Here is a 20,864-nt window from a genome sequence, read left to right on the forward strand (position 1 = left end):
CCAAGTATTATTTCCCTTTAAATTGTGCTTCACGTTTTTCCAGAAATGCCTGGATTCCTTCTTTTGCATCTTCTGAAACAAAAACGGTTCCAAAAGATTGTGCTTCAGCATTTACGCCTTCATGATACGACGCAGGCTTGCTGTACTGCAGCATCCCGATCGCCGCTTTCACAGAAACCGGGCTTTTTTTCGCGATTTTGCGGGCGATTGTAAGCGTTTCCGAAAGTAGGTCATCTTCTGCATAGGCACGGTTAGCCAAACCATATTGCGCTGCTTCCGTCCCGGAGATCGGATCACTTGTCAACAGCATTTCTGCCGCTTTTGCTGCGCCTACATATCTTGGCAGACGCTGCGTCCCAGCAAACCCAGGTATTAAGCCTAATTGAAGCTCCGGTAATCCCAGTTTAGCATTTTCAGTGACAAATCGCATATGGCAACTCATTGCCAATTCCAATCCGCCGCCTAAAGCCGCTCCGTGGATTGCCGCGATAACAGGCTTATGGAAGGTTTCAACACGTTCAAAAACTTTCTGTCCGCTAGCTGATAATTTCGAGAATTCTTCTCCGGAAGATACCTGTGTAAATTCCTTGATGTCTGCACCAGCAGAAAAGAACTTGCCTTCTCCGTGCAGGACGATGACGCGAACCTCTTCATCATGCTCTACCTGGTTCAACAATTCATCGACTTCCAAAATGAGTGTACGGGACAGCGCATTTGCCGGTGGACGATTAATCGTCGCGACCGCTACCCCATCTTCTTTTTTCCAACTGATAAATTCCATCCAATGAGCCCCTCCCTTTAAGCCTGCATGCCTTTCAGCAGCAAACGCTGAACTTGTGGTGCGAGTTCGACCAGATCGTATTTATGGTCATTCATGACCCACGTCGTAATGGTCTCATCCATTGTACCAAAAACCATCTGCCTGGCTAAACGAATATCCATGGCTGCATCAAATTCTCCATCTTCCATCCCTTTAATGAGGATCTTATCCATCAGCTTCAAGTATTCACGCAGCACATTATTGATTTTTGCACGGATTTCTTGATTTGACTGACGCAATTCAAGCTGCGTAACAATCGCTAAATGAATGTCGCCGGCCAATAGTTCAAAATGGCTTTCAATCATCAGCCCCAGCTTGACAGGGGCACTTAAATCACGGGAGATGATTTGTTCCAGCTTGCTGACGAAAACACCCATCTTTTCCTGAAACACTGAAATTAGAATGTCTTCCTTATTTTTAAAATACAAATAAATTGTTCCATCGGCCACACCGGCCTGTTTAGCTATTTTTGAAACCTGTGCCTGATGATAGCCATTTTCAGCGATGACAATAACTGCCGCATCAATGATTTGCTTATACTTCGGCTTATCTTTTTTCACCATACTGTCACCACCCAAAAAAATATGAAAATATGAATGGCGATTCATTCATATTTTCATAATATAGTTTATTCTATAGAGTGTCAAGTTTTTATTCGCTTACGATGGAACTGGTTCGTTCTGCTTGGCTACCTCTTCATCCACCAGTGAACGGCGCAGAATTTTCCCGACCGCTGTTTTCGGCAGCTCTTTGCGGAATTCGTAAATACGCGGCACTTTGAATGAAGCCAAGTGTTCTCGACAATGCGTATTGAGTTCTTCTTCTGTTACAGTATAGCCTTCTTTCAGCACGATGTATGCTTTTACCGTTTCACCGCGGTACGGATCCGGGATTCCAGCTACCACACATTCTTGAATGGCTTCATGTTCATAAAGCACTTCTTCGATTTCGCGCGGATAAATATTAAAGCCGCCTGCGATGATCATGTCTTTTTTACGGTCGACGATAAAGAAATGGCCTTCATCATCCATATAGCCAAGATCTCCGGTCAGTAACCAGCCATCGACAATTGTTGCCGCTGTTTCTTCCGGCTTGTTCCAGTAGCCTTTCATGACTTGAGGGCCTTTAATGGCAATTTCACCGATTTCCCCGTTTGGAACCGGATCTGTTGTGCCCGTTTGGAAAATCTTGCAGTCGGTGTCCGGATATGGCAAGCCAATCGATCCTTTTGTCCGTTCTCCCCAAACCAGATTCGAATGAGTAACCGGAGAAGTTTCCGTCAATCCATATCCTTCGACCAGTTTCCCGCCGGTCAGCTTTTCGAATTTCTCCTGTACTTCTGCCGGCAAAGGTGCCGAACCGCTCAGGCAGGCTTCGATTGAGGACAGATCGTATTTGGCGATATCGGGATGGTTCATCAATCCAATATACAGAGTTGGTGCCCCAGGAAAAAGAGTGGGTTTTTGCTTGTTGATGGTCTTCAATGCCGTTTCAGGATCGAATTTCGGCAGCAGCACCATTTTATTGCCCAACATCACGGACAGGATCAATACTGTCGTCAAGCCGTAGACATGGAACAATGGGATGATGCCCATGATTGTCTCTTCGCCTTTTTTGCATTTGTATAACCAGCTGTCACACATCGTCGCATTGGAAATGATATTCTTATGCGTCAGCATGACACCTTTGGGCGAACCTGTCGTGCCTCCCGTATATTGCAGCAAAGCCAGGTCTTCTTCGAAGTTAAAAGGCGTTTCCTCAATAGTTGGCTGTGCGGTTTTCATAATTTCGGTAAACAGGTGGTTGATTCCCCTGTGCTCGACTTTGACCGTCATGCCGTATTGTTTTTTCTGGATAAATGGATACACCAGGTTTTTCGGGAAGGCCAGATAGTCCTTGATGCCGGTCACAATGACATTTTCCAAATCCGTTTCCTTAATTACTTTGGAAATCCTCGGGAATAGAATGTCCAGCCCGATAATAGCCTTTGCGCCTGAATCCTTCATCTGATAGGCAATTTCACGCTCCGTATACAAAGGGTTGGTCATAACGACAACACCGCCAGCATAAAGGATGCCGTAAAAACTGATGACTGCCTGCGGACAGTTGGGCAGCATGATTGAAACCCTGTCGCCTTTTTTGATGCCCAGTTTTTGAAGGTAATTGGCGAACTTCATGGAGGATTTGTACAACTCCTCATAAGAAAGTTCCTTCCCCATGAAATGGATCGCCACTTTTTGCGGATACTTTTCATAGGCTTTTGTTAAATATTCCTGTACCGGCATGCTTGGATAAGTCAGCGTATGTGGTATTTCCGGCGGATAATGAGCCAGCCAAGGTTTTTCAGTCATTCTTTTGACCTCCTATTTTTTAATAGAATCGTGCGAATATTCCTATTTTTCATTATAAAGAATAATGATACCGCTTTCAAACTTTATTTATATAAGTTGCAGTAATTGTTTAATATGGATTCTAAATGGCTTTTTGTATTTCTAAAACCTTTCCTTTTTGAACTGACTTGACCTTATCTTAAAGCGTCCGTCTGGAGCGTTTTCTTTATCCCTGCTGCTTTCAAAACGATGAAAAAAACGAACCCATTAGTTAATCCCTTCACTAAACTTGCCCAAACAAAAAAGCCAACCTAAAGGCTGGCCGTTTCATTAGAAAACAAACAGGAAAATGACTCCCACAATCAAGAAGATTGCGCAAAAGACAAACAAGATTTTAATTAGGTTTTCCATTACATCCAACTCCTATTGAATACTGGCTCCGATAACAAACGACAAACCGACAGAGATAACCATCGAAATGAGGCCGACAGAGCGGTTATCCTTTTCGATTTCGTCATCCACCTTAAATTTGGGCGTCAAAAACTCAAACAGAATATAGGCGAATATCAGCAAAGTAAAACCGAATAGCCCCCAACCGATCATTTCAAATAAGGAATTATGCTGTTCGATGGAAAAGCGGAAAATGTTGGTGACACCAAAAATCTTTCCACCTGTCGCCATCGCCACTGACAAATTCCCTTTTTTGATTTGTTCCCAGTTATTATACTTTGTCACCATTTCGAAAATCACCATGGCAACGATCAAACACAATACCACCACACTGAAATAGCCTGCCGATTCGACCAGCGGGTGCGTCCAAAATCCTGTTTCTGTCATGTCTTATACTCCTCTGCGGAAAATCACTTTAATTCGGCGACTGTAACACCAGATCCGCCTTCGCCAGCTTCACCAAAACGGTAATTTTTCACTCGTGGATGTTTTTTCAAATACTGCTGGACGCCTTGGCGCAATGCGCCGGTCCCTTTTCCATGAATGATTGATACTTGGTGGTAATTTGATAATAACGCATCATCCAGGTATTTTTCAACACGTGCAAGTGCATCTTCATACCGTTCACCGCGCAAATCAAGTTCCATCTTCACATGGCTGTCCCGGTCTTTCAACGTCGTCATTGTCCGAGTCTCTTTTTGCTTTTCCGGTTTTGTATAAGACAGATCGGACTCCGGCAGCTTCATCTTCAAAATGCCGATTTGAACAATCCACTCATCTTTGGATACTTTCTCCACCAATGTCCCTTTCTGGCCAAAGGAAATGACTTTGACTTCGTCATTTGGCTTTAAAGGTTTGGCTGCATTGTCTTTTGCCGCCTTTTTCAGGATGCGATTTTGAGGCATAGCATCTTCCAGGCGCTTTTTGGCATCAATCAGTTCATGCTCTTTTACCGATGAACTTTGGTTAAGCTGCATTTTGCGCAGATCCGATATGACGGCTTCTGCTTCAGCCCGGGCCTGATCAACAATTTTTCGGGCCTTTTCTTTCGCTTTTTCTTCCAGCCGCTCTTTTTGCTGCTCGTATTCTTCCAGCTGCTTGGCCAATTCTTTTTTCAGCTGCTCTGATTCAGATAAAATTTCTTTGGTATGCTCCGCGTCCTGTTCCGCTTCACGACGGCTCTTCTCGAGAGACGCAATCATCGAATCAACCGCTTTGCTGTCGGTTCCGGTAAAGCTCTTGGCATGATTGATGACATGCTCCGGCAAACCTAGACGTTTGGAAATTTCGAAAGCATTGCTTCGGCCAGGCACTCCAATCAGCAGGCGATACGTTGGACTCAATGTCTCCACATCAAATTCCACGCTGGCATTTGCCACGCCCGGACGGTTATAGCCATATGCCTTCAGTTCCGGGTAATGCGTCGTTGCAATGACGCGTGCGCCTCTGCCATGGACTTCATCCAATAACGAGATGGCCAGAGCTGCGCCTTCCTGTGGATCCGTACCCGCTCCCAATTCATCGAAAATCACAAGGGAATTTTCATCGAATTTGGTCAGGATATCTACAATGTTGACCATATGGGACGAAAATGTACTCAAGCTTTGCTCAATTGACTGTTCATCGCCGATATCCGCAAAAATCTGATCGAATACCGCCAATTCCGAGCCGTCGAGTGCAGGCACCGGCAAACCGGATTGAGCCATCAATGTCGCCAATCCGACAGTCTTCAAGGTTACCGTTTTACCGCCTGTATTGGGACCCGTAATGACAATTGCCGTAATGTCTCCGCCAAATTCGATATCGTTTGGCACCACTTCGTCTTTTGGGATCAACGGATGGCGCGCTTTCCGCAAATTGATATAGCCTTCCGTGTTCATGGTTGGCTTGGTGCCTCTATGGGCTGAGCCGTATTTCGCCTTTGCCAGGATCAAGTCGATTTCACCAAGCACTTCAACCAATTTGAAAAGTTCGTGGGCAACTTCCTGCACTTGCGCTGACAGCATGAGCAGAATACGGTCGATTTCTTCTTTTTCCTTCATCTTCAAACGGCGAACTTCATTGTTTGCCTGCATAACGGCATCCGGTTCAATGAACAGCGTCTGTCCTGAAGAAGACTGGTCGTGCACAATGCCGCCGTAGTGGTTGCGGTATTCCTGTTTGACCGGGATGACAAAGCGGTCATTTCGGATGGTCACAATTGAATCCGACAGCATTTTCGATGCGTTTTTGCCGCGCACCAGGCTTTCCAGGCGTTCACGGACACGGCTTTCCTGCGTCCGCAATTGCTGGCGGATCGTCCGCAATTCAGAACTCGCGCTGTCCAACACGCCGCCGTTGTCATCAATACAGATGTTGATGGCGTGTTCGAGAGCGGTCAATATCGGCATCGATTCTTTTTTCTCCAGAAAATGCGGAATTTGAATAACCGCTTCTTCCTTGATGGTTTCAAAAAACTGGCGCAGGATGCGGCTCGCGCGAATGGTCGATGAAACCTCCATCAGTTCCATCGGGCTTAGGCTGCCGCCAATTTGCGCGCGTCGTGCATGCAGGCGAATATCGAAAATACCGCCCATCGGCACATTGTTTTTGACACGCAAAACCTGTGCGCCTTCATCCATCTGCTCCAACAGACGATTGACTTCATTGATATCCGTGGATGGCAAAAGCTTGTCCACATGGGCTTTTCCGAGTGTTGAAGTGCAATACCGTGCCACTTCATCGCGGATTTTATAAAATTCAAGTGTCCTTAATGCGCGTTCTGCGATCATTCAAGACCCTCCTAACGTTTCAGATAAATTGATAAAGATATTACGAAAAATAACTCCGCTTTCCTGCGGGCTTGCGCCGAACTAACTCGGGCTAAACGCCCGAGTGGATTTCGGCACTTCGCTATCCCGCTGGAGTCTCCGTTATTTTTCTCCATATCTTGGTGTAGTTTATAAAAATAATGAAAAGCTTATTATCTATTACTTGATAACCTCATCTAGGTCGAGAGCGTAAACAGAGGAATTAAAATATAAAATAAACTTTTAATTCGTCCTATTCAAGTATGCTTTCAGTTTTTCCAACGACCATGTGTTGACGACAGTATCTTTTTTCAGCCACGCTTTTTGGGCATGCTTGATGCCGGTTTCCATGACTTCCAAGCCTTCGATGGCGTGGGCATCCGTATTGATTGCCACTGGTACGCCTTTTTCCTGTGCCATGACCAAGTATGGTACAGCAAGATCGAGGCGATATGGGCTAGCGTTCAACTCGACAATTTTGCCATATTCTTTTGCCCAGTCCAAAATCTGCTCGACATCGGGATCATAGCCGTCACGCTGGCCAACGATCCGTCCGGTCGGGTGGGCGATCATGTGGACATATGGGTTTTTCATAGCCGTCAAAATCCGTTCCATGATCTGTTCCTGCGGCTGCTGGAAGCTTGAATGGATGCTGGCAATGACAAAATCCAGTTGCTTTAGCAGGTCATCATCAAAGTCCAGTGTGGCGTCCGGCAAAATATCCATTTCGGTTCCGGACAGCACTTCAATCGCCGGGTATTGTTGGTTCGTTTCGCGGATCAGGGCATGCTGTTCGGCTAGCCGCTCTGGCGTCAAGCCGTTTGCCACTTTTAAATACTGCGAATGATCGGTGATGACCATGTATTGATAAGATTTTGCCACACAGGCGTCAATCATTTCCTTTAACGAATTGGCTCCATCCGACCAGGTGGTGTGCATATGCAGATCACCTTTGATGTCTTCAATCGCCACCAGCTCAGGCAATTCTTCCAGACGGTCAAGTTCCCGTCCATCTTCACGCACGGATGGTGGAATGAAAGGCAGGCCAAAATGCGCAAAAAAGTCCGTCTCAGATGCAAACGTTTCAACGGTCCCGTCTTCCTGCTCCACGCCATATTCACTGATTTTCTTGTTCTGTGATTTGGCCAGCTGGCGCATTTTGACATTATGGTCTTTGGATCCGGTGAAATGATGCAGCGCCGTTACAAATTCTTCAGGGGCCACCAGGCGAAAATCAACATCAATCGGTTCCAGCACCTCTACGGTGACAGACACTTTCGTGTCTCCGGACGCAATCGTTTCCTGTACCGGCAACGCTGCCAGCAATTGTTCTTTGACGAGCGCGGGTTCTGCTGTCGCGATGATAAAATCCAGATCCTTGCTGGTTTCTTTGGTGCGCCGGAAACTGCCGGCCACTGAAAACTCAGTGACTTCCGCAATCGTAATCAAGACGTCCTCGATGAACGCCACTGTTTCTTCCGTTTTCCAGATTGGCTGCCGATCCGGCTTGGTCTCGAAATCATTCAGCTCTTTCAGGATCTTTTCCTCAGATTTCGGACCGAATCCCGGGAGCTTCTGGATTTCCTGGTTCAGGCAGGCTGTCTTCAATGCTTCCATCGAATCAATGCCCAGCTCCTTGTACAGCTTAGCGATTTTCTTGCCGCCCATTCCCTGCAACTTCATCATCGGGACAAGACCTTTCGGCACTTCTTCCTGAAGCTCTTCCAGAACGGTGGACTTGCCGTCGTTGATCAATTCCAGAACGACGTCCCCTGTGCCTTTGCCAATGCCTTTCAGCTTGGTGACATCTTCGATTTCGTCCAGGCTGCGCTGATCCAATTCAAGCGCCTGTGCGGCTTTGCGGAAAGCCGATACTTTAAACGGGTTTTCCCCTTTGAGTTCCATGTATAACGCAATTTTTTCAAGCGTTCTGATGATGATCTTCTTATTCATCAAGAGCCCTCCTCGTTTCGATTAAAAAAACTTCCCTCGTAAGAGAGAAGTTCCTACTACATATAAATATACCACCATTCTTTTACTTTCTCAGAGAAATAAGGCGTGTGCTCAATCATAGACTGGGCGATTCCCGAATTCTCCAATTGGTTCTGCACAACTTCCACAGGAAGCAGCGCGAACACATAGATGAAAACAAAGAGTAGTATGTAAGCTTCAACAAACCCTAAAGCTGCGCCAAGGATTTTGCTGAAAAATCCAAGTACCGGCAAAAACTTCAAGAAATCGAACATGGACGCAATCAATTGCAAAGCAAATTTCACCACAAAGAAGATGAGGGCAAATGCCAATAATTGATAGAAGGTCTGATCCAGGTCCAACTGGTCTACGACAAGCGTAAACTGGGAATTTTCATTTACAGCCGGATAAGGAATCCATAGCACGAAGTATTCGGACAAAGGTTTATAATAGGTATAGGCCACGACCAGTGCAATAACAAATCCGATCATATGGATCAGTTGGACGACAAAACCTCTTTTGGCGCCCACAATGATGCCACCGATCAGTAAGATGATTAAAAGTATATCAAGCATTCACGTCAACCCTTCAGTTTTTTCAATTCATTTTCTAATTGTTCAACTTGCTCTTTCAGTTTAAGATAGTCATGTACCGCATTTGATGCAGTCAAAACAGCAAGCTTCGCCTGATCCAATGATGGATTCAAGGCATTGATTTCCCGCATCTTGCTGTCGACGATCGATGCAACCAGACGCATATGGCCTGAAGTTTCAGTTCCGACCATTTTATAGGTGTTGCCATAGATGTCAACGACCGTATGAATTTTATGTTGCTCTGACAATGCAATATCCCCCTTTAGAATTCTATAGACCATCATACCATGAACACAAGCTGATTGTGAATCAAAGAAAGGTGACGTATCCATGTCAAATACAGTTCTGAAACTCCCGGAGGAAAGTCTCCTGCAAGTGATTTCGCATTACCAGAAAAACAAAATCCAGACCAAGAACCCGTATGCCCGGTTCAGCGCTAAACTGACAGACACTGTCGTGACTGTCTACACCTCCGGAAAAGTCATGTTCCAGGGAAATGGCGCCGACCGGGAAGCGGCAAAATGGGGTGCAGCGTTGCCAGCGCCCGAAAAGACTATGTCCACGAAAGGCGACAAGCTGCCCGATGGCTTTGCCAGGTTATCCGTCCTCGGATCCGATGAAACCGGCACGGGCGATTTCTTTGGCCCAATCACAGTAGCTGCCTGCTACGTACCCGCGGACAAAGTCGAGCTTGCCCATGAACTCGGCGTCAAAGATTCCAAGCAGCTGAGCGACGCTTGGATGCGCCAAGTGGCTCCTGATCTGAAAGAAGCATTCGTCCACAAAGTGCTGACCTTAAAAAATGACAAATACAACCGAGTGCAAGGCCAGGGCTGGTCACAAGGAAAGATTAAAGCATTGCTCCATAACCAGGCACTCAAGCATGTACTGAGTAAGATCGCGCCCGAAAAACCGGATGCCATCCTGATCGATCAGTTTGCCGAACGCGGCATTTATTACAAACACATAAAAGAAGAATCCGAAATCATCCGCGAGAACGTTTTGTTTTCTACAAAAGCAGAAGGTCTCCACGTTTCCGTTGCCTGCGCATCCATCATCGCACGCGTCGCTTTTCTTGAAGAAATGGACCGCATGAGTGCTGAAGCTGATGTCACGTTGCCAAAAGGTGCCGGGAAGATTGTCGACGAAGCGGCGGCGAAGATTTTGCTGAAGCATGGCGAGGAGTATTTGAAAGGTTTGACGAAGGTGCATTTTGCTAATACGGGGAAGGCTAAGGGGTTGGCTGAGAAGCGACGTGGATAATAAAAGAGTAACTTCATTTCCGAACTGAAATTACTCTTTTATTTCTATTTATAAATAGCCTCAATTTTTCCATTCAAATCCCAAAACTCCTGTTTTTGAATGATACTTGGCCCAGGCAACTGACAACTTATATTACCTTGCCCTTTGTATACATTGCCTGATGGAACAGCGGTATATTCAGCAGGTTTTGGATTTTGTTTCTTCCCATTAATAAAAACATTTCCTGAGATGAAAATTTCACTGTTGTTATGAATCTGAATATCGTCAGGTAAATTTGCATCTCCATAAACAAAAAGATATATTTTATTACCAAATTTTATTTTATCTAATACCGTCAAATCGTTTCTTACCACAACACACCCTTGGTTATGTAAATCCATATTTCCGTCAATATATAGATCATTTGGTATCTCAATTTGAGATCCACCCATATTGAAGCCGGATTCTACAGTAAGATCTCCTAAAATATAGAGGTTTGCTTTTCCAAGAGGGAATGTACCATTATCAACGTCTAAGCCGTTTAATTCTTTTCTTACAGAATTGCTTGGCATAGTTGGTAATGTATTGGTGTTTCCGCTTTCTAGACCTTCACCAGTTCCTTGTCCAGAAGTTTTTTTCTCAAAGAAAATACTCGCCTCTACTATTTTTTCTTCACGAACACCCGCTGTCCCTTTACTAGTAAAAGAAAAGGTTATCTTTTCGTTCTCTATTTCACATTCACTGGCTGATATTGAATAATATTTGCCTATCACCTGCTGTTTCAAGTTCTCCAGCGAAACACAAAAAGCAGATTTATCCTCTATAACTGGATGAAAGTTTTTTTCTATTTCAGCTTGGTAATGCAAAATACCCATCTCCGCCTGATGCCTAGCCTGAACCTGTTCTTCTTTTGTATTGAATTGCTTCGCTGCATTCATATTCATCGCCAGTAAACCCATTCCCATAATCGTAAAGAGAACGACCATTAGCATAACGAGTAAAAGTGCATACCCTTTTTCATTTCGGATCCGCCTCATCCTTTTCCCTCCTAATTCAACTTACTGAATGACATCTGGACTTCAAAACATTGATTGTTTGAACAGATTTCCAAATAAAAACGTGAAGGTTCGGTTCTATCTAAAGTTATTTCTATTATTCCTGCAGTTTCGGCTAATTTATATTGATAGCCAGTAGATATGGTTTTCTTCTCGACATTGTCTATTGATGTAATCTTCAATTCATCACCAACGACTTTCACTTTAAACTGTTCAGCAACCAAATCGGATTTTTCATTTTCTAAATAGCTTGCCCGGATTTGTTCCACAATTAAATTCGCTTCTTGTTGAAGCTGCTGACGGCTTGCAGTCCGTTCAGAAGAATTCGCTCCAGTGGAAAAAACAGACATGATTACCACTACAATTATTCCTGTAATGGCCAAAACTGCTAAAAGTTCGACTAAAGTAATACCTTTTTCATTTTTCATGGCGATTCCTCAAAGTACATTTGTGTAGTAAATTCCGGCTCATCAATTCCTGTGCCCGGTGGGGATCTCACTGTAACAGTTGCAAGATTTAAATTACTTGGTCCTGCTTGTATGATGATTTCAACCAAGTAGTCATCTCTCGTAAAACTTTCATTACTCAAATATGCACCTTCTCTTACTTCTGCAATCACTTCTTCCGCAACCTGTATATTCGTCAATTTTACATTATTATGAGCTGTAAACTTCGCCGACTGGGTAAAAAAACTCATCACACTCACAAGAACAATTCCCAGAATCACTAAAGCTGCCAATATTTCTACCAGCGTCAATCCTTTTTCATTTTGCATGAGCCTCTTCACAAGAGTACCTCCGTTATTCATAATAGATAAATACTACCACATATTTTTAATTTAAATTTAAAAAATCCTATAAAAAGTAAATTTTATGTATCAGGTTACTTATAAAAACAATAAAAAGGATGAACCACATGGGTCCACCCTTTTTACTCGTTACTATTGAATCAGTTTTAGCTTCTCAGCTCAGCGCCGACTTCCGTCAAAGCTGCCATTACTTTTTCATGTGCGTTGATGACTTCTTCATCCGTTAAAGTTTTTTCAGGATCGAAGTAGGTCAGGGAGAAGGCTACTGATTTTTTGCCTTCTTCCAGTTTTTCGCCTTCGTACAGGTCGAACACGCGGACGTCTTTCAACAGTTTCCCGCCTGCGTTGCGGATGACCGTTTCAATCGTTCCTGCTTCGACAATTTTGGAAAGTACTAATGCGATATCGCGTGACATGGATGGGTAGCGCGGCACTGGCGTATAAACCAATGCTTCTGTTTCCAGATTCAACAGCGCTGCCAGGTTCAATTCCATGACAACCGTCGTTTTCAAGTCGCGCGCTTTTTGTTCAGACGGATGCAGCTGGCCCATGACGCCGATACGTTGGCCGTCATGCATGATAAATGCCGTTCTGCCTGGATGCAAATCGTCCATTTGGCCGCGTTCGAACGCTAATTGGACACCAAGCTTGGTGCCAAGGCTTTCCACGATGCCTTTCATAACGAAAAAGTCGACTGGCTTTTTCTCGCCCTGCCAGCTGTTATCGAGCCACAAGCCAGTGATGGCCACTGCCAAATGCTCCTGCTCGTTCAACAGTTCGTCGTCGCCTTTAAGGAAGACCGAACCGGTTTCATACAAAGCCACCGAGTCCATTCTTCTCGCAGTGTTATACGTGACCGACTCTAAAAGATGCGGCAACAGGCTTTGGCGCAGGATGCTGCGCTCTTCGCTCATCGGCATCAATAGACGCGTCGTTTCTGTTTCTTCCAAAGCAAACTGCTTCGCCGATTTCTCGGAAGTCAGTGAATACGTCGTTGCCTGAAGCAATCCAGCACCTTCCATCAGCGAGCGGACAATTCGGCGTTTTGCCTGGTAAGGCGTCAAACCGCCAGGAGTCGTCTCCGCTTCCGGCAGCGTTGCCGGAATTTCATCGTAGCCATAAAGGCGGGCAATTTCTTCGATTACGTCTTCGGGAATTTGAATATCCTGTCGGCGTGTCGGCACTGAAATGACCAGTTGGCCATTTGCCGCTTCGGTATTGAATTTCAGGCGGTTCAGAATATCCCACATGTCTTCAAAGGAAATCTTCATGCCCAGACGGCTGTTGATGAAATCAGGAGAAACCTTGATGACTTTCTCTTCTTTATTCAACTCATCGAATACCACGGATCCTGCCAAAACTTCTCCGCCGGCAAGCTCGGACAACAATTGTGCCGCACGCTCTGCAGCTGGAATGACGCGGTTCGGGTCAACGCCTTTTTCATAGCGTGAACTCGCATCGCTGCGAAGGCCGTGATCTTTCGAGGTCTGGCGAATAGAACCCGATTCGAAATAAGCAGATTCGATAACGACAGTCGTCGTCGTTTCACTTACTTCCGAGTTGGCGCCGCCCATGACACCGGCTATCGCCACTGGTTTTTCGCCATTGGTGATGACCAGGTGGTGGCTCGACAATTTACGTTCTGCATCGTCCAAGGTCGTAATCATTTCGCCTTCTTTGGCGTGGCGAACTGTGATATTGCCCGATCCCAACAAATCGTAATCAAATGCGTGAAGCGGCTGGCCGTATTCCATCAAAATGTAGTTGGTGATGTCAACCACGTTATTATGCGGACGGACGCCGGCTGCCATTAGGCGCTGCTGCAGCCACATTGGTGATTCCTGCACTTTGATGTTGCGTACAACTTTTGCCACATACAACGGATTGGCTTCAGGCGCATCGACATTTAATGTCAACATGGATGCTGCCGTGTCGACTGCTTCTGTGTAGCTGATTTCAGGCAGTTTGACTTCTTCAGAAAGAATGGCGCCGACTTCATAAGCTACCCCGATCATGCTCATCGCGTCTGCGCGGTTTGGTGTCAGGCCAAGTTCCAATATAGTATCATCCAAATCGAAATTCGTCAGGACATCAGAGCCGGTTTCAGCGTCTTCCGGCAACACATAGATGCCTTCAGCATAAGCTTTCGGGACAAGCTTTCCTTCAATGCCCAGTTCCTGCAGCGAACAGATCATGCCGTGCGATTCTTCTCCACGCAGTTTGGCTTTTTTGATTTTGATATCGCCTGGAAGTGTTGCTCCAGGACGTGCCACAATGACTTTTTGGTCTGCTGCGATATTCGGTGCACCACAGATGATCTGCGAAATTTCGTCGCCGACATTGACCTGGCAGATTGATAATTTATCTGCTTCCGGATGTTTGATGCAGGATTCAACATAACCGACCACAATATTTGTCATACCTTGCGTTCGGTCGATGACTGCGTCCACTTCAATACCGGAACGCGTTATTTTTTCACCCAGTTCAGCGGGTGGCAATTGTTGTGTATTTACATAGTCTTTTAACCAGTTAATGGATACGAGCATGTTTTATTTCCTCCTTAAAGTTCTGTACGTTGGAATTGGGATAAAAAGCGGACATCGTTCGTATAGAAATGGCGGATATCCTCGACACCATATTTCAACATGGCGATTCGTTCAGGCCCCATGCCGAAAGCGAATCCAGTCAAGCGTTTCGAGTCATAGCCGGCCATTTCAAGAACATTCGGATGCACCATTCCAGCGCCCAGAATTTCGATCCAGCCTGTTTTCTTGCAGACGTTGCAGCCGCTGCCGCCGCATTTAAAGCAGGAAATATCCATTTCCACAGAAGGCTCTGTGAATGGGAAAAAGCTTGGGCGAAGGCGGATTTCCCGGTCGTCACCGAACATTTTCTTGGCGAAGACGGAAAGCGTCCCTTTCAAATCGCTCATGCGGATATCTTCTCCGATGACCAATCCTTCGATTTGCGTAAACTGATGGGAATGGGTCGCGTCATCGCTGTCGCGTCGGTATACTTTGCCTGGGCAGATGATTTTAATCGGCTCGCCGCCTTTTGCTTCCATAGTCCGCGCCTGCACCGGTGATGTGTGGGTGCGCAGCAAAATATCTTCTGTTATATAGAAGGAATCCTGCATATCGCGAGCCGGATGCCCTTTTGGCAAGTTTAATGCTTCAAAATTGTAATAGTCTTTTTCCACTTCCGGGCCTTCTGCAACTTCATAGCCCATCGAGATGAACAAGTCTTCGATTTCTTCCACAACACGAGTCAGTGGATGCGGGTTTCCTGTTTTAACAGGACGCCCCGGCAAAGTGATGTCAATCGTCTCGCTTTGCAGCTTCAAATTGATCGCTTCTTCTTCCAGAATGACCATGCGGCCTTCCAGTTGTGTCGTCACTTCTTCGCGGATAACATTGACCAATGCCCCCATTTTCGGACGTTCTTCAGCCGGTAGTTTTCCCATGCCTTTCAATAAATCCGTAATTGGCCCTTTTTTGCCTAAATAAGCTACACGCACATCATTCAACTCTTTAACCGTTGAAGCCTCACCGATTTTATCCAGTGCCTGTGTTTTCAATTCCTGCAATTGTACTTCCATTTTTTCTCCTCCTTAGACAGTAAAAAGCCCCGTCCCAGAAAAGGGACGAGGCATTATTCGCGGTACCACCCTAGTTATTGCCATACAGCAATCACTCATTTACATAACGGCTCTTCACCGGCCCATCTTTACAGCATTTCTACTGGTCCCGTTGGGCAGCTCGCGGGGTGAACTTCTGAGGCGTTTACATATCCGCACTTCCAGTCAAGGTACGGAATCTCTGTAATGTAAGGGCGCAACGTACTTTTCCCGTTCTTCGCTTTTACTTATTTACTTCCTTATTATACGAAAGTTCAAGGTTTTTATCAAACTTAGTTTTTTGGAACCAGGCTATACAATAGAATGCCTGTAGCAACTGCGACATTCAACGATTCTGCGCTGCCGTAAAGCGGCACCATCAGATTTTCGTCTGTCTGCTGCAGCAATACGGGATCGACGCCACTGCCTTCATTGCCGACAATCAATGCAAACTGTTCATGTGTCTCGGCTTCGTGAACCGGCGTCGAGTCTTGAAGCGCCGTCCCGAAGATTTTGATGCCGTTTGCTTTGGCTTGTGCGGTCCAGTCGATCAATTCCCCTTTGACAACAGGAATCTGGAAATGGGATCCTTGAGCCGAACGGACAGTTTTCGGGTTAAAGGGATCCGCACAGCCTTTGCCAAGGATTACTGCATCGATGCCGCTCGCTGAAGCCGTACGGATCATCGTACCGATATTGCCGGGATCTTGGACAGCGTCGACCATCAGCAGCTTAGTCCATGTCTTTTGCTCGTCTTCTGTAAACTCAGGCTGTGCGCAATGCGCGAAAATCCCCTGTGTGTGTTCGGTTTCCGATATTTCCTTGGCCACGCCGGCTGTCACGGAATAGTGTGGAACTCCCTCAATATCCCAATCTGCCGGAATTTCCACGCCTTCTCGGACGATCAATGACTTGACAAGTTCTTTTTTGCGAAGAGCCTCTTCCGTCAAATGAAAGCCTTCCACTAGGAATTCCGCAAATTTATCGCGTTCTTTGCGGGTCGTCCCAAGCTTTTTCCAATGCTTGACGAGTGAGTTTTGGTTTGATTCGATTCTTTTCATTACAGGATCACGCCTTTATTTCAGAGTAGTTCCAGTATAGCACACAGAAAAGCGGAAGCGCCCATCTAGCCCCGACAAGCGCTGGAAGCCTTTACGGTAATGGCGCCCTTTGCCATTGCTGGAAAGGCTGAAGCGACTCGAGGGGCTGGGCGCTGGAGTCTGGACACAGCTTAGATTTCCTTCGTGAAAAAATCAAAGCCGAACGCTGTCAACACACCAAGTGCCACTGACCAGACTGCGATGCTGATGGTCAGCCAGACGGTTGTGTTCTTTTTTGTCGCCCCGAGCGTCATACCGATAAAGGCGGCGATATGTGTTCCAATCAAAATCGGGCCAAGCATGGCAAGGCCAGGCAATCCGTATTTGTTCCAGATCTGTTTGGCGCGTTCGCTTTTTTTCGAAACCGGCTTGCCTTTCGCTTCCTGGCGTTTATTGTACCAAAGTTGAAAGCGGTCAAAGCCGACGATCAATGCCAGTACCGTCAGCATATTGCCGACAAAAGCCACCACGATCACCCATAGCGGCGACAATCCCCAAATGATGCCAAGTGGAATCACCAAAGCAATTTCAAACCACGGAATGGCGGCTCCCAAAAAGATGAGAAAGTATTCGTAGATCATTGTGTTTCCTCCTTAAAATGTTTGCGTATTTCCAAATAGTAGATTACGTATTGGATAAGGGCAACCAGCAGAATTCCCCATACCGTATAGAAACGCGGCAGCGGTGAGAACATGGCGAAAATAGCCAGTATGGGCAAGCTCCAGGACATGAATGTATAGACCTTTTGAGAAGCTTTGCGTGTGATGTACGTCATCCCCTCATCCTGCTCCAGGTATTCAGGAGGACGGAACGAGATGAATGGGATTTTCTGCGTTGGATTCTGTTTGTTGTGGCGCATCAGTTGGTAAGAAAATCCTGCCAGCATCAGGAAGTACAGAATGACGGAACCTACAGCGAAAATGCCGTCTACGGATCCAATTTCGATCATAATGCTTTGTTCCATTTCTGTATTGATCACTTTTGTTGTCGGTTCACTTATACCATAAGTGAACATCCCCAGTGCGATAATAAATCCCATCATCCATAACGGATACTGCATGCGAAAGTCATTTTTCATTGCTTTCTTCCTCCTCCAGCCAAAATAGTTCATTGACGTTTGTCTGCAGCGCCTTCGCCAGCTTCAACGCTAACGTAATCGATGGGGAAAACTCCCCTTTTTCAATAAAAGCGATCGTCTGGCGCGTGACGTCCACTTGCTTGCCCAAATCGCTTTGTGTCAAGCCATAGCGAGCCCTTAATTCCTTTACTCGATTCTTGAGCATTTTCTTCATCCTTCCACACGAGATGTTCGGTTTGTATAACATAATGTACACTATACTTAACATTTAGTCAAGTATACTTAACATATCGCTTTTTAGAAGATTAGTATACTTTGTTTTATTTGCGGAATACCCTAGTTTATTTGCAGAACCGTCGCCATCCACAAAAATCCCCCTTCGCCAAAGCGAAGGGGGATTTTATTTATTCGAATGTGATGCGTGTGACTGTATCTTTGTCCAGCTTTTTGATCACTTCGATGATCAGCTTGACTGCGTTTTCGTAGTCGTCGCGGTGCAGAATTCCTGCGTGCGAGTGGATATAGCGAGTCGCTACGCCGATAGCAAGAGCAGGTACGCCGTTTGCCGTCAAATGGATAGACCCGGCGTCTGTTCCGCCCCCAGCAATTGTTTCGAATTGGTACGGGATGCCGGCTTCTTCAGCCGTATCGACGACCAGTTCGCGCAAGCCACGATGCGAAACCATCGATGCATCGAACAGCAGCAATTGTGGTCCGTCACCCATTTTGCTGGTGGACTCTTTGCTGGTGATGCCCGGTGTGTCGCCGGCAATGCCCACATCCACAGCAAAACCGATGTCCGGCTGGATTTTAGCAGTTGCCGTCTTGGCACCGCGCAATCCGACTTCTTCCTGTACCGTACCCACTCCATACACAACGTTCGGATGGTCAACGCCTTTAAGGCCCTTCAGGACATCAATGGCAATCGCACAACCGATGCGGTTGTCCCAGGCTTTCGCCATCAGCAGTTTCTCATTGTTCATCACGGTGAATTCGAAATATGGTGTGACCATGTCGCCTGGAGTGACTCCCCATTCTTTCGCTTCTTCGCGGGATGATGCGCCGATATCAATGAACATGTCCTTGATTTCGACAGGTTTCTTGCGTGCTTCCGGAGAAAGGATATGCGGTGGTTTCGAACCGATCACGCCTGTGATTTCTTTGCCGCTGCGTGTTGTTATCGTAACGCGCTGTGCCAGCATCACCTGCGACCACCAGCCGCCCACTGTCTGGAATTTAAGAAAGCCTTTTTCGTCAATTTGGGAAATCATAAATCCGACTTCGTCCAAGTGTCCAGCCACCATGATCTTCGGTCCGTCAGCCAAACCTTCTTTTTTCGCAATCAGGCTTCCCAAGCCGTCTGTTTCAATTGAATCGGCATATGGTGCTATGTATTTTTTCATAACTTCACGAGATTGGCGCTCATTTCCTGGAATTGCGTTCGCGTCGGTCAACTCTTTTAACATCAATTGTGTTTCATCTAAATTACTCATTACTTCGACCTCCTAAATAATTCATTGCTAACTCAGTATAATAGAATCCCGCCAAATTATCAAAACATTCTTTTATCAATAGCCGTTGTGCTGGCGATCGTAATTGGTTTTGTTCTTTTGGATATAGGCTTCAAGCACTTCGTCATAGCTGAATTCCAGCGCCAGCGCCAACCCGCCGTAGCAGCTCCAGATTTTCATAAAATTGGACATTGAATAATTCTCAAGAAACTCCTGAATGGCTTTTTGTGTCAGCAGGAACAGCTCTGTCAGGTCTTTATCCGCAATCGGATCCGGCCAAATTTCCAATGTATCTAAATCCTTTTCAATGCCCAACGACAGCAGGAAGTGAATAGAATCGACATATTCCTCCAGAACGACAGAACGTTCTGACGGGCCTTTGGTGCTCCAAAATTTGAAGCAGCGCGTTTCATTTGCCAGCTCTGCCAACTCCACTAATAAAGCCAGGCCTTTCTTGCGAAACACATCTTCTGTGATTTCCTGGTTTGATTGAATAAAGCGATCCAATTCTGCCTGCATTTTAAATAGTTCCTGCAATTCCATAAAAATCTCTCCTTTAATTAAAATAAATTTTGAAACCAAACTACTTTTCACTCGTATAGTTATCAATAGGACTATGTAACTTAGGAGGTAATTCAAATGGCTTTTCTCATACGCCTCATTGTACTGGCATTGATCGTCTACTTATTTTATCGATTGATCCGCTATATCGTAGATCCGAAAAGAAAATTGGATACCGCCCTTGAATCAGGAACTTACTATTTTTTGGATGATGTAAAAAATGTGCAAAAAAACTTTTTTATCGCGCTTCGCGGCGTATTGTTCGAAGGCGAAAAATACCTGGGAACTACTGAAAACTCTTTTGAAGTCGTTTCCATTTTCGTATGGGTGGAAAATCCCGATCAATTGCAAGGCTTCACCAAAGAAGATTTCCACTTTCTCGAAAAAGAAATTTTGATGAACTATCCCGAAGCCCGCATCAACTGGAAAAATCCGATAGAACGTTTAATGAAGCAAGCTGAATGAGCCGAACGCTCATCCATTAAAGAAATTCTGGTAACTCCAGATCAGAATCGCAACATCAAGCATCGCCAGCACCAGGAAGCCGATACGGAAATTGGTGTGCTTTGTTTTGTGGCGGAATGCCATCATGCCCAGATAAGCGCCGATGCCGCCGCCAAAAATTGCCACTGTCCACAGATTCTTTTCCGGAATCCGCTGGCCGCGTTGCTGTGCCTGGTGTTTGTCGACTTTCATCATGACGAAAGCCATCACCGTCAAAATCGCAAAATAACCGAAAATAATCAAAAACATAGGGGTTTTCCTCCATAAGAAAAGACTGACGAAAATTCGTCAGTCTTTTTTATTGTTTCGCTTAACGCCTGAGCGTTGCAGCTTTCTAGTTGTGTGATGTCTATGGACTGCAACGGACAGGCGCTTCTGCTTTTATTACTATCCAGCTTCAGCGCCTAGTCCCTCAGGGTCTTAAGTCAGCCCATCT

22 protein-coding genes and 1 other annotated feature are annotated in these 20,864 nt (G+C 45.7%); of the genes, 2 read left to right on the forward strand and 20 right to left on the reverse strand.

Annotation, left to right across the window (positions count from 1 at the left end):
* Positions 1-7: 7 nt before the first annotated feature.
* From J7I83_RS01215 to zapA, 8 genes are all read right to left on the reverse strand, one after another.
* Complete coding sequence (locus tag J7I83_RS01215; RefSeq protein WP_215098858.1) at positions 8-781, reverse strand: enoyl-CoA hydratase; 774 nt, start codon at positions 779-781, stop codon at positions 8-10.
* A gap of 17 nt (positions 782-798) precedes the next feature.
* Entirely contained in the window at positions 799-1,383 is a 585-nt protein-coding gene (locus tag J7I83_RS01220) for a fatty acid metabolism transcriptional regulator FadR (protein WP_251047373.1), read from the reverse strand.
* 96 nt (positions 1,384-1,479) lie between these two features.
* Positions 1,480-3,171 carry an AMP-binding protein gene (locus tag J7I83_RS01225; protein WP_215098859.1) on the reverse strand — a complete coding sequence of 564 codons (1,692 nt, stop codon included), beginning with the start codon at positions 3,169-3,171 and terminating at the stop codon, positions 1,480-1,482.
* A gap of 402 nt (positions 3,172-3,573) precedes the next feature.
* Positions 3,574-3,987 (reverse strand): DUF350 domain-containing protein, encoded by a 414-nt coding sequence (locus tag J7I83_RS01230; RefSeq protein ID WP_215098860.1) that lies wholly within the window; start codon positions 3,985-3,987, stop codon positions 3,574-3,576.
* A 23-nt stretch (positions 3,988-4,010) separates the two neighbouring features.
* Complete coding sequence (locus tag J7I83_RS01235; RefSeq protein ID WP_215098861.1) at positions 4,011-6,371, reverse strand: endonuclease MutS2; 2,361 nt, start codon at positions 6,369-6,371, stop codon at positions 4,011-4,013.
* 261 nt (positions 6,372-6,632) lie between these two features.
* Positions 6,633-8,342, reverse strand: a complete 1,710-nt coding sequence (polX, locus tag J7I83_RS01240; RefSeq protein ID WP_215098862.1) for a DNA polymerase/3'-5' exonuclease PolX — start codon at positions 8,340-8,342, stop codon at positions 6,633-6,635.
* Positions 8,343-8,398: 56 nt separating this feature from the next.
* Positions 8,399-8,935 carry a CvpA family protein gene (locus tag J7I83_RS01245; protein ID WP_215098863.1) on the reverse strand — a complete coding sequence of 179 codons (537 nt, stop codon included), beginning with the start codon at positions 8,933-8,935 and terminating at the stop codon, positions 8,399-8,401.
* Between the two features lie 5 nt (positions 8,936-8,940).
* Positions 8,941-9,201 (reverse strand): cell division protein ZapA, encoded by a 261-nt coding sequence (gene zapA, locus J7I83_RS01250; RefSeq protein WP_065537053.1) that lies wholly within the window; start codon positions 9,199-9,201, stop codon positions 8,941-8,943.
* Positions 9,202-9,283: 82 nt separating this feature from the next.
* Between zapA and rnhC the strand changes: the two genes are divergently transcribed.
* Positions 9,284-10,216 carry a ribonuclease HIII gene (rnhC, locus tag J7I83_RS01255; protein WP_215098864.1) on the forward strand — a complete coding sequence of 311 codons (933 nt, stop codon included), beginning with the start codon at positions 9,284-9,286 and terminating at the stop codon, positions 10,214-10,216.
* 44 nt (positions 10,217-10,260) lie between these two features.
* On the opposite strand, the gene J7I83_RS01260 is transcribed toward rnhC, so the two are convergent.
* The 11 genes from J7I83_RS01260 to J7I83_RS01310 form a co-directional block, all read right to left on the reverse strand.
* Positions 10,261-11,232, reverse strand: a complete 972-nt coding sequence (locus J7I83_RS01260; RefSeq protein ID WP_215098865.1) for a hypothetical protein — start codon at positions 11,230-11,232, stop codon at positions 10,261-10,263.
* A gap of 11 nt (positions 11,233-11,243) precedes the next feature.
* Entirely contained in the window at positions 11,244-11,678 is a 435-nt protein-coding gene (locus tag J7I83_RS01265) for a type II secretion system protein (RefSeq protein WP_215098866.1), read from the reverse strand.
* Positions 11,675-12,037, reverse strand: a complete 363-nt coding sequence (locus tag J7I83_RS01270) for a type IV pilus modification PilV family protein (protein ID WP_215098867.1) — start codon at positions 12,035-12,037, stop codon at positions 11,675-11,677. Before J7I83_RS01270 ends, J7I83_RS01265 begins: the two co-directional genes overlap by 4 nt.
* Positions 12,038-12,204: 167 nt before the next feature.
* Positions 12,205-14,604: a phenylalanine--tRNA ligase subunit beta gene (gene pheT, locus J7I83_RS01275; RefSeq protein ID WP_215098868.1), complete on the reverse strand. Its 2,400-nt coding sequence runs from the start codon at positions 14,602-14,604 to the stop codon at positions 12,205-12,207.
* A 14-nt stretch (positions 14,605-14,618) separates the two neighbouring features.
* Positions 14,619-15,656 (reverse strand): phenylalanine--tRNA ligase subunit alpha, encoded by a 1,038-nt coding sequence (gene pheS / locus J7I83_RS01280; protein WP_215098869.1) that lies wholly within the window; start codon positions 15,654-15,656, stop codon positions 14,619-14,621.
* Between the two features lie 38 nt (positions 15,657-15,694).
* Positions 15,695-15,922: a binding site (T-box leader), on the reverse strand.
* Between the two features lie 45 nt (positions 15,923-15,967).
* A complete protein-coding gene (locus J7I83_RS01285; RefSeq protein WP_215098870.1) occupies positions 15,968-16,735 on the reverse strand; it encodes a TrmH family RNA methyltransferase in 768 nt (255 codons plus the stop codon).
* 170 nt (positions 16,736-16,905) lie between these two features.
* Positions 16,906-17,355, reverse strand: a complete 450-nt coding sequence (locus J7I83_RS01290) for a small multi-drug export protein (protein WP_215098871.1) — start codon at positions 17,353-17,355, stop codon at positions 16,906-16,908.
* A complete protein-coding gene (locus J7I83_RS01295; protein ID WP_215098872.1) occupies positions 17,352-17,852 on the reverse strand; it encodes a hypothetical protein in 501 nt (166 codons plus the stop codon). Before J7I83_RS01295 ends, J7I83_RS01290 begins: the two co-directional genes overlap by 4 nt.
* Complete coding sequence (locus J7I83_RS01300; RefSeq protein WP_215098873.1) at positions 17,842-18,057, reverse strand: helix-turn-helix transcriptional regulator; 216 nt, start codon at positions 18,055-18,057, stop codon at positions 17,842-17,844. The genes J7I83_RS01295 and J7I83_RS01300 overlap by 11 nt, the downstream gene beginning before the upstream one ends.
* 199 nt (positions 18,058-18,256) lie before the next feature.
* Positions 18,257-19,345: a M42 family metallopeptidase gene (locus J7I83_RS01305; protein WP_215098874.1), complete on the reverse strand. Its 1,089-nt coding sequence runs from the start codon at positions 19,343-19,345 to the stop codon at positions 18,257-18,259.
* Positions 19,346-19,420: 75 nt separating this feature from the next.
* Complete coding sequence (locus tag J7I83_RS01310) at positions 19,421-19,906, reverse strand: dUTP diphosphatase (protein ID WP_215098875.1); 486 nt, start codon at positions 19,904-19,906, stop codon at positions 19,421-19,423.
* Between the two features lie 96 nt (positions 19,907-20,002).
* On the opposite strand from J7I83_RS01310, the gene J7I83_RS01315 reads away from it, so the two are divergent.
* Positions 20,003-20,389, forward strand: a complete 387-nt coding sequence (locus J7I83_RS01315) for a sigma-w pathway protein ysdB (RefSeq protein WP_215098876.1) — start codon at positions 20,003-20,005, stop codon at positions 20,387-20,389.
* A gap of 9 nt (positions 20,390-20,398) precedes the next feature.
* Here the strand turns inward: J7I83_RS01315 and J7I83_RS01320 are convergent, their stop codons facing one another.
* A complete protein-coding gene (locus tag J7I83_RS01320; protein WP_215098877.1) occupies positions 20,399-20,677 on the reverse strand; it encodes a DUF1294 domain-containing protein in 279 nt (92 codons plus the stop codon).
* Positions 20,678-20,864: the final 187 nt, after the last annotated feature.

Source organism: Planococcus sp. ISL-110 (assembly GCF_018613575.1).
In the GTDB taxonomy this organism is placed as follows: domain Bacteria; phylum Bacillota; class Bacilli; order Bacillales_A; family Planococcaceae; genus Planococcus.

Coding starts and splice junctions, on each gene's coding strand:
- J7I83_RS01215 (WP_215098858.1), bottom strand. CDS start 781: ATGGAATTTATCAGTTGGAAAAAAGAAGATGGGGTAGCGGTCGCGACG.
- J7I83_RS01220 (WP_251047373.1), bottom strand. CDS start 1,383: ATGGTGAAAAAAGATAAGCCGAAGTATAAGCAAATCATTGATGCGGCA.
- J7I83_RS01225 (WP_215098859.1), bottom strand. CDS start 3,171: ATGACTGAAAAACCTTGGCTGGCTCATTATCCGCCGGAAATACCACAT.
- J7I83_RS01230 (WP_215098860.1), bottom strand. CDS start 3,987: ATGACAGAAACAGGATTTTGGACGCACCCGCTGGTCGAATCGGCAGGC.
- J7I83_RS01235 (WP_215098861.1), bottom strand. CDS start 6,371: ATGATCGCAGAACGCGCATTAAGGACACTTGAATTTTATAAAATCCGC.
- polX (WP_215098862.1), bottom strand. CDS start 8,342: ATGAATAAGAAGATCATCATCAGAACGCTTGAAAAAATTGCGTTATAC.
- J7I83_RS01245 (WP_215098863.1), bottom strand. CDS start 8,935: ATGCTTGATATACTTTTAATCATCTTACTGATCGGTGGCATCATTGTG.
- rnhC (WP_215098864.1), top strand. CDS start 9,284: ATGTCAAATACAGTTCTGAAACTCCCGGAGGAAAGTCTCCTGCAAGTG.
- J7I83_RS01260 (WP_215098865.1), bottom strand. CDS start 11,232: ATGAGGCGGATCCGAAATGAAAAAGGGTATGCACTTTTACTCGTTATG.
- J7I83_RS01265 (WP_215098866.1), bottom strand. CDS start 11,678: ATGAAAAATGAAAAAGGTATTACTTTAGTCGAACTTTTAGCAGTTTTG.
- pheT (WP_215098868.1), bottom strand. CDS start 14,604: ATGCTCGTATCCATTAACTGGTTAAAAGACTATGTAAATACACAACAA.
- pheS (WP_215098869.1), bottom strand. CDS start 15,656: ATGGAAGTACAATTGCAGGAATTGAAAACACAGGCACTGGATAAAATC.
- J7I83_RS01285 (WP_215098870.1), bottom strand. CDS start 16,735: ATGAAAAGAATCGAATCAAACCAAAACTCACTCGTCAAGCATTGGAAA.
- J7I83_RS01290 (WP_215098871.1), bottom strand. CDS start 17,355: ATGATCTACGAATACTTTCTCATCTTTTTGGGAGCCGCCATTCCGTGG.
- J7I83_RS01295 (WP_215098872.1), bottom strand. CDS start 17,852: ATGAAAAATGACTTTCGCATGCAGTATCCGTTATGGATGATGGGATTT.
- J7I83_RS01300 (WP_215098873.1), bottom strand. CDS start 18,057: ATGCTCAAGAATCGAGTAAAGGAATTAAGGGCTCGCTATGGCTTGACA.
- J7I83_RS01305 (WP_215098874.1), bottom strand. CDS start 19,345: ATGAGTAATTTAGATGAAACACAATTGATGTTAAAAGAGTTGACCGAC.
- J7I83_RS01310 (WP_215098875.1), bottom strand. CDS start 19,906: ATGGAATTGCAGGAACTATTTAAAATGCAGGCAGAATTGGATCGCTTT.
- J7I83_RS01315 (WP_215098876.1), top strand. CDS start 20,003: ATGGCTTTTCTCATACGCCTCATTGTACTGGCATTGATCGTCTACTTA.
- J7I83_RS01320 (WP_215098877.1), bottom strand. CDS start 20,677: ATGTTTTTGATTATTTTCGGTTATTTTGCGATTTTGACGGTGATGGCT.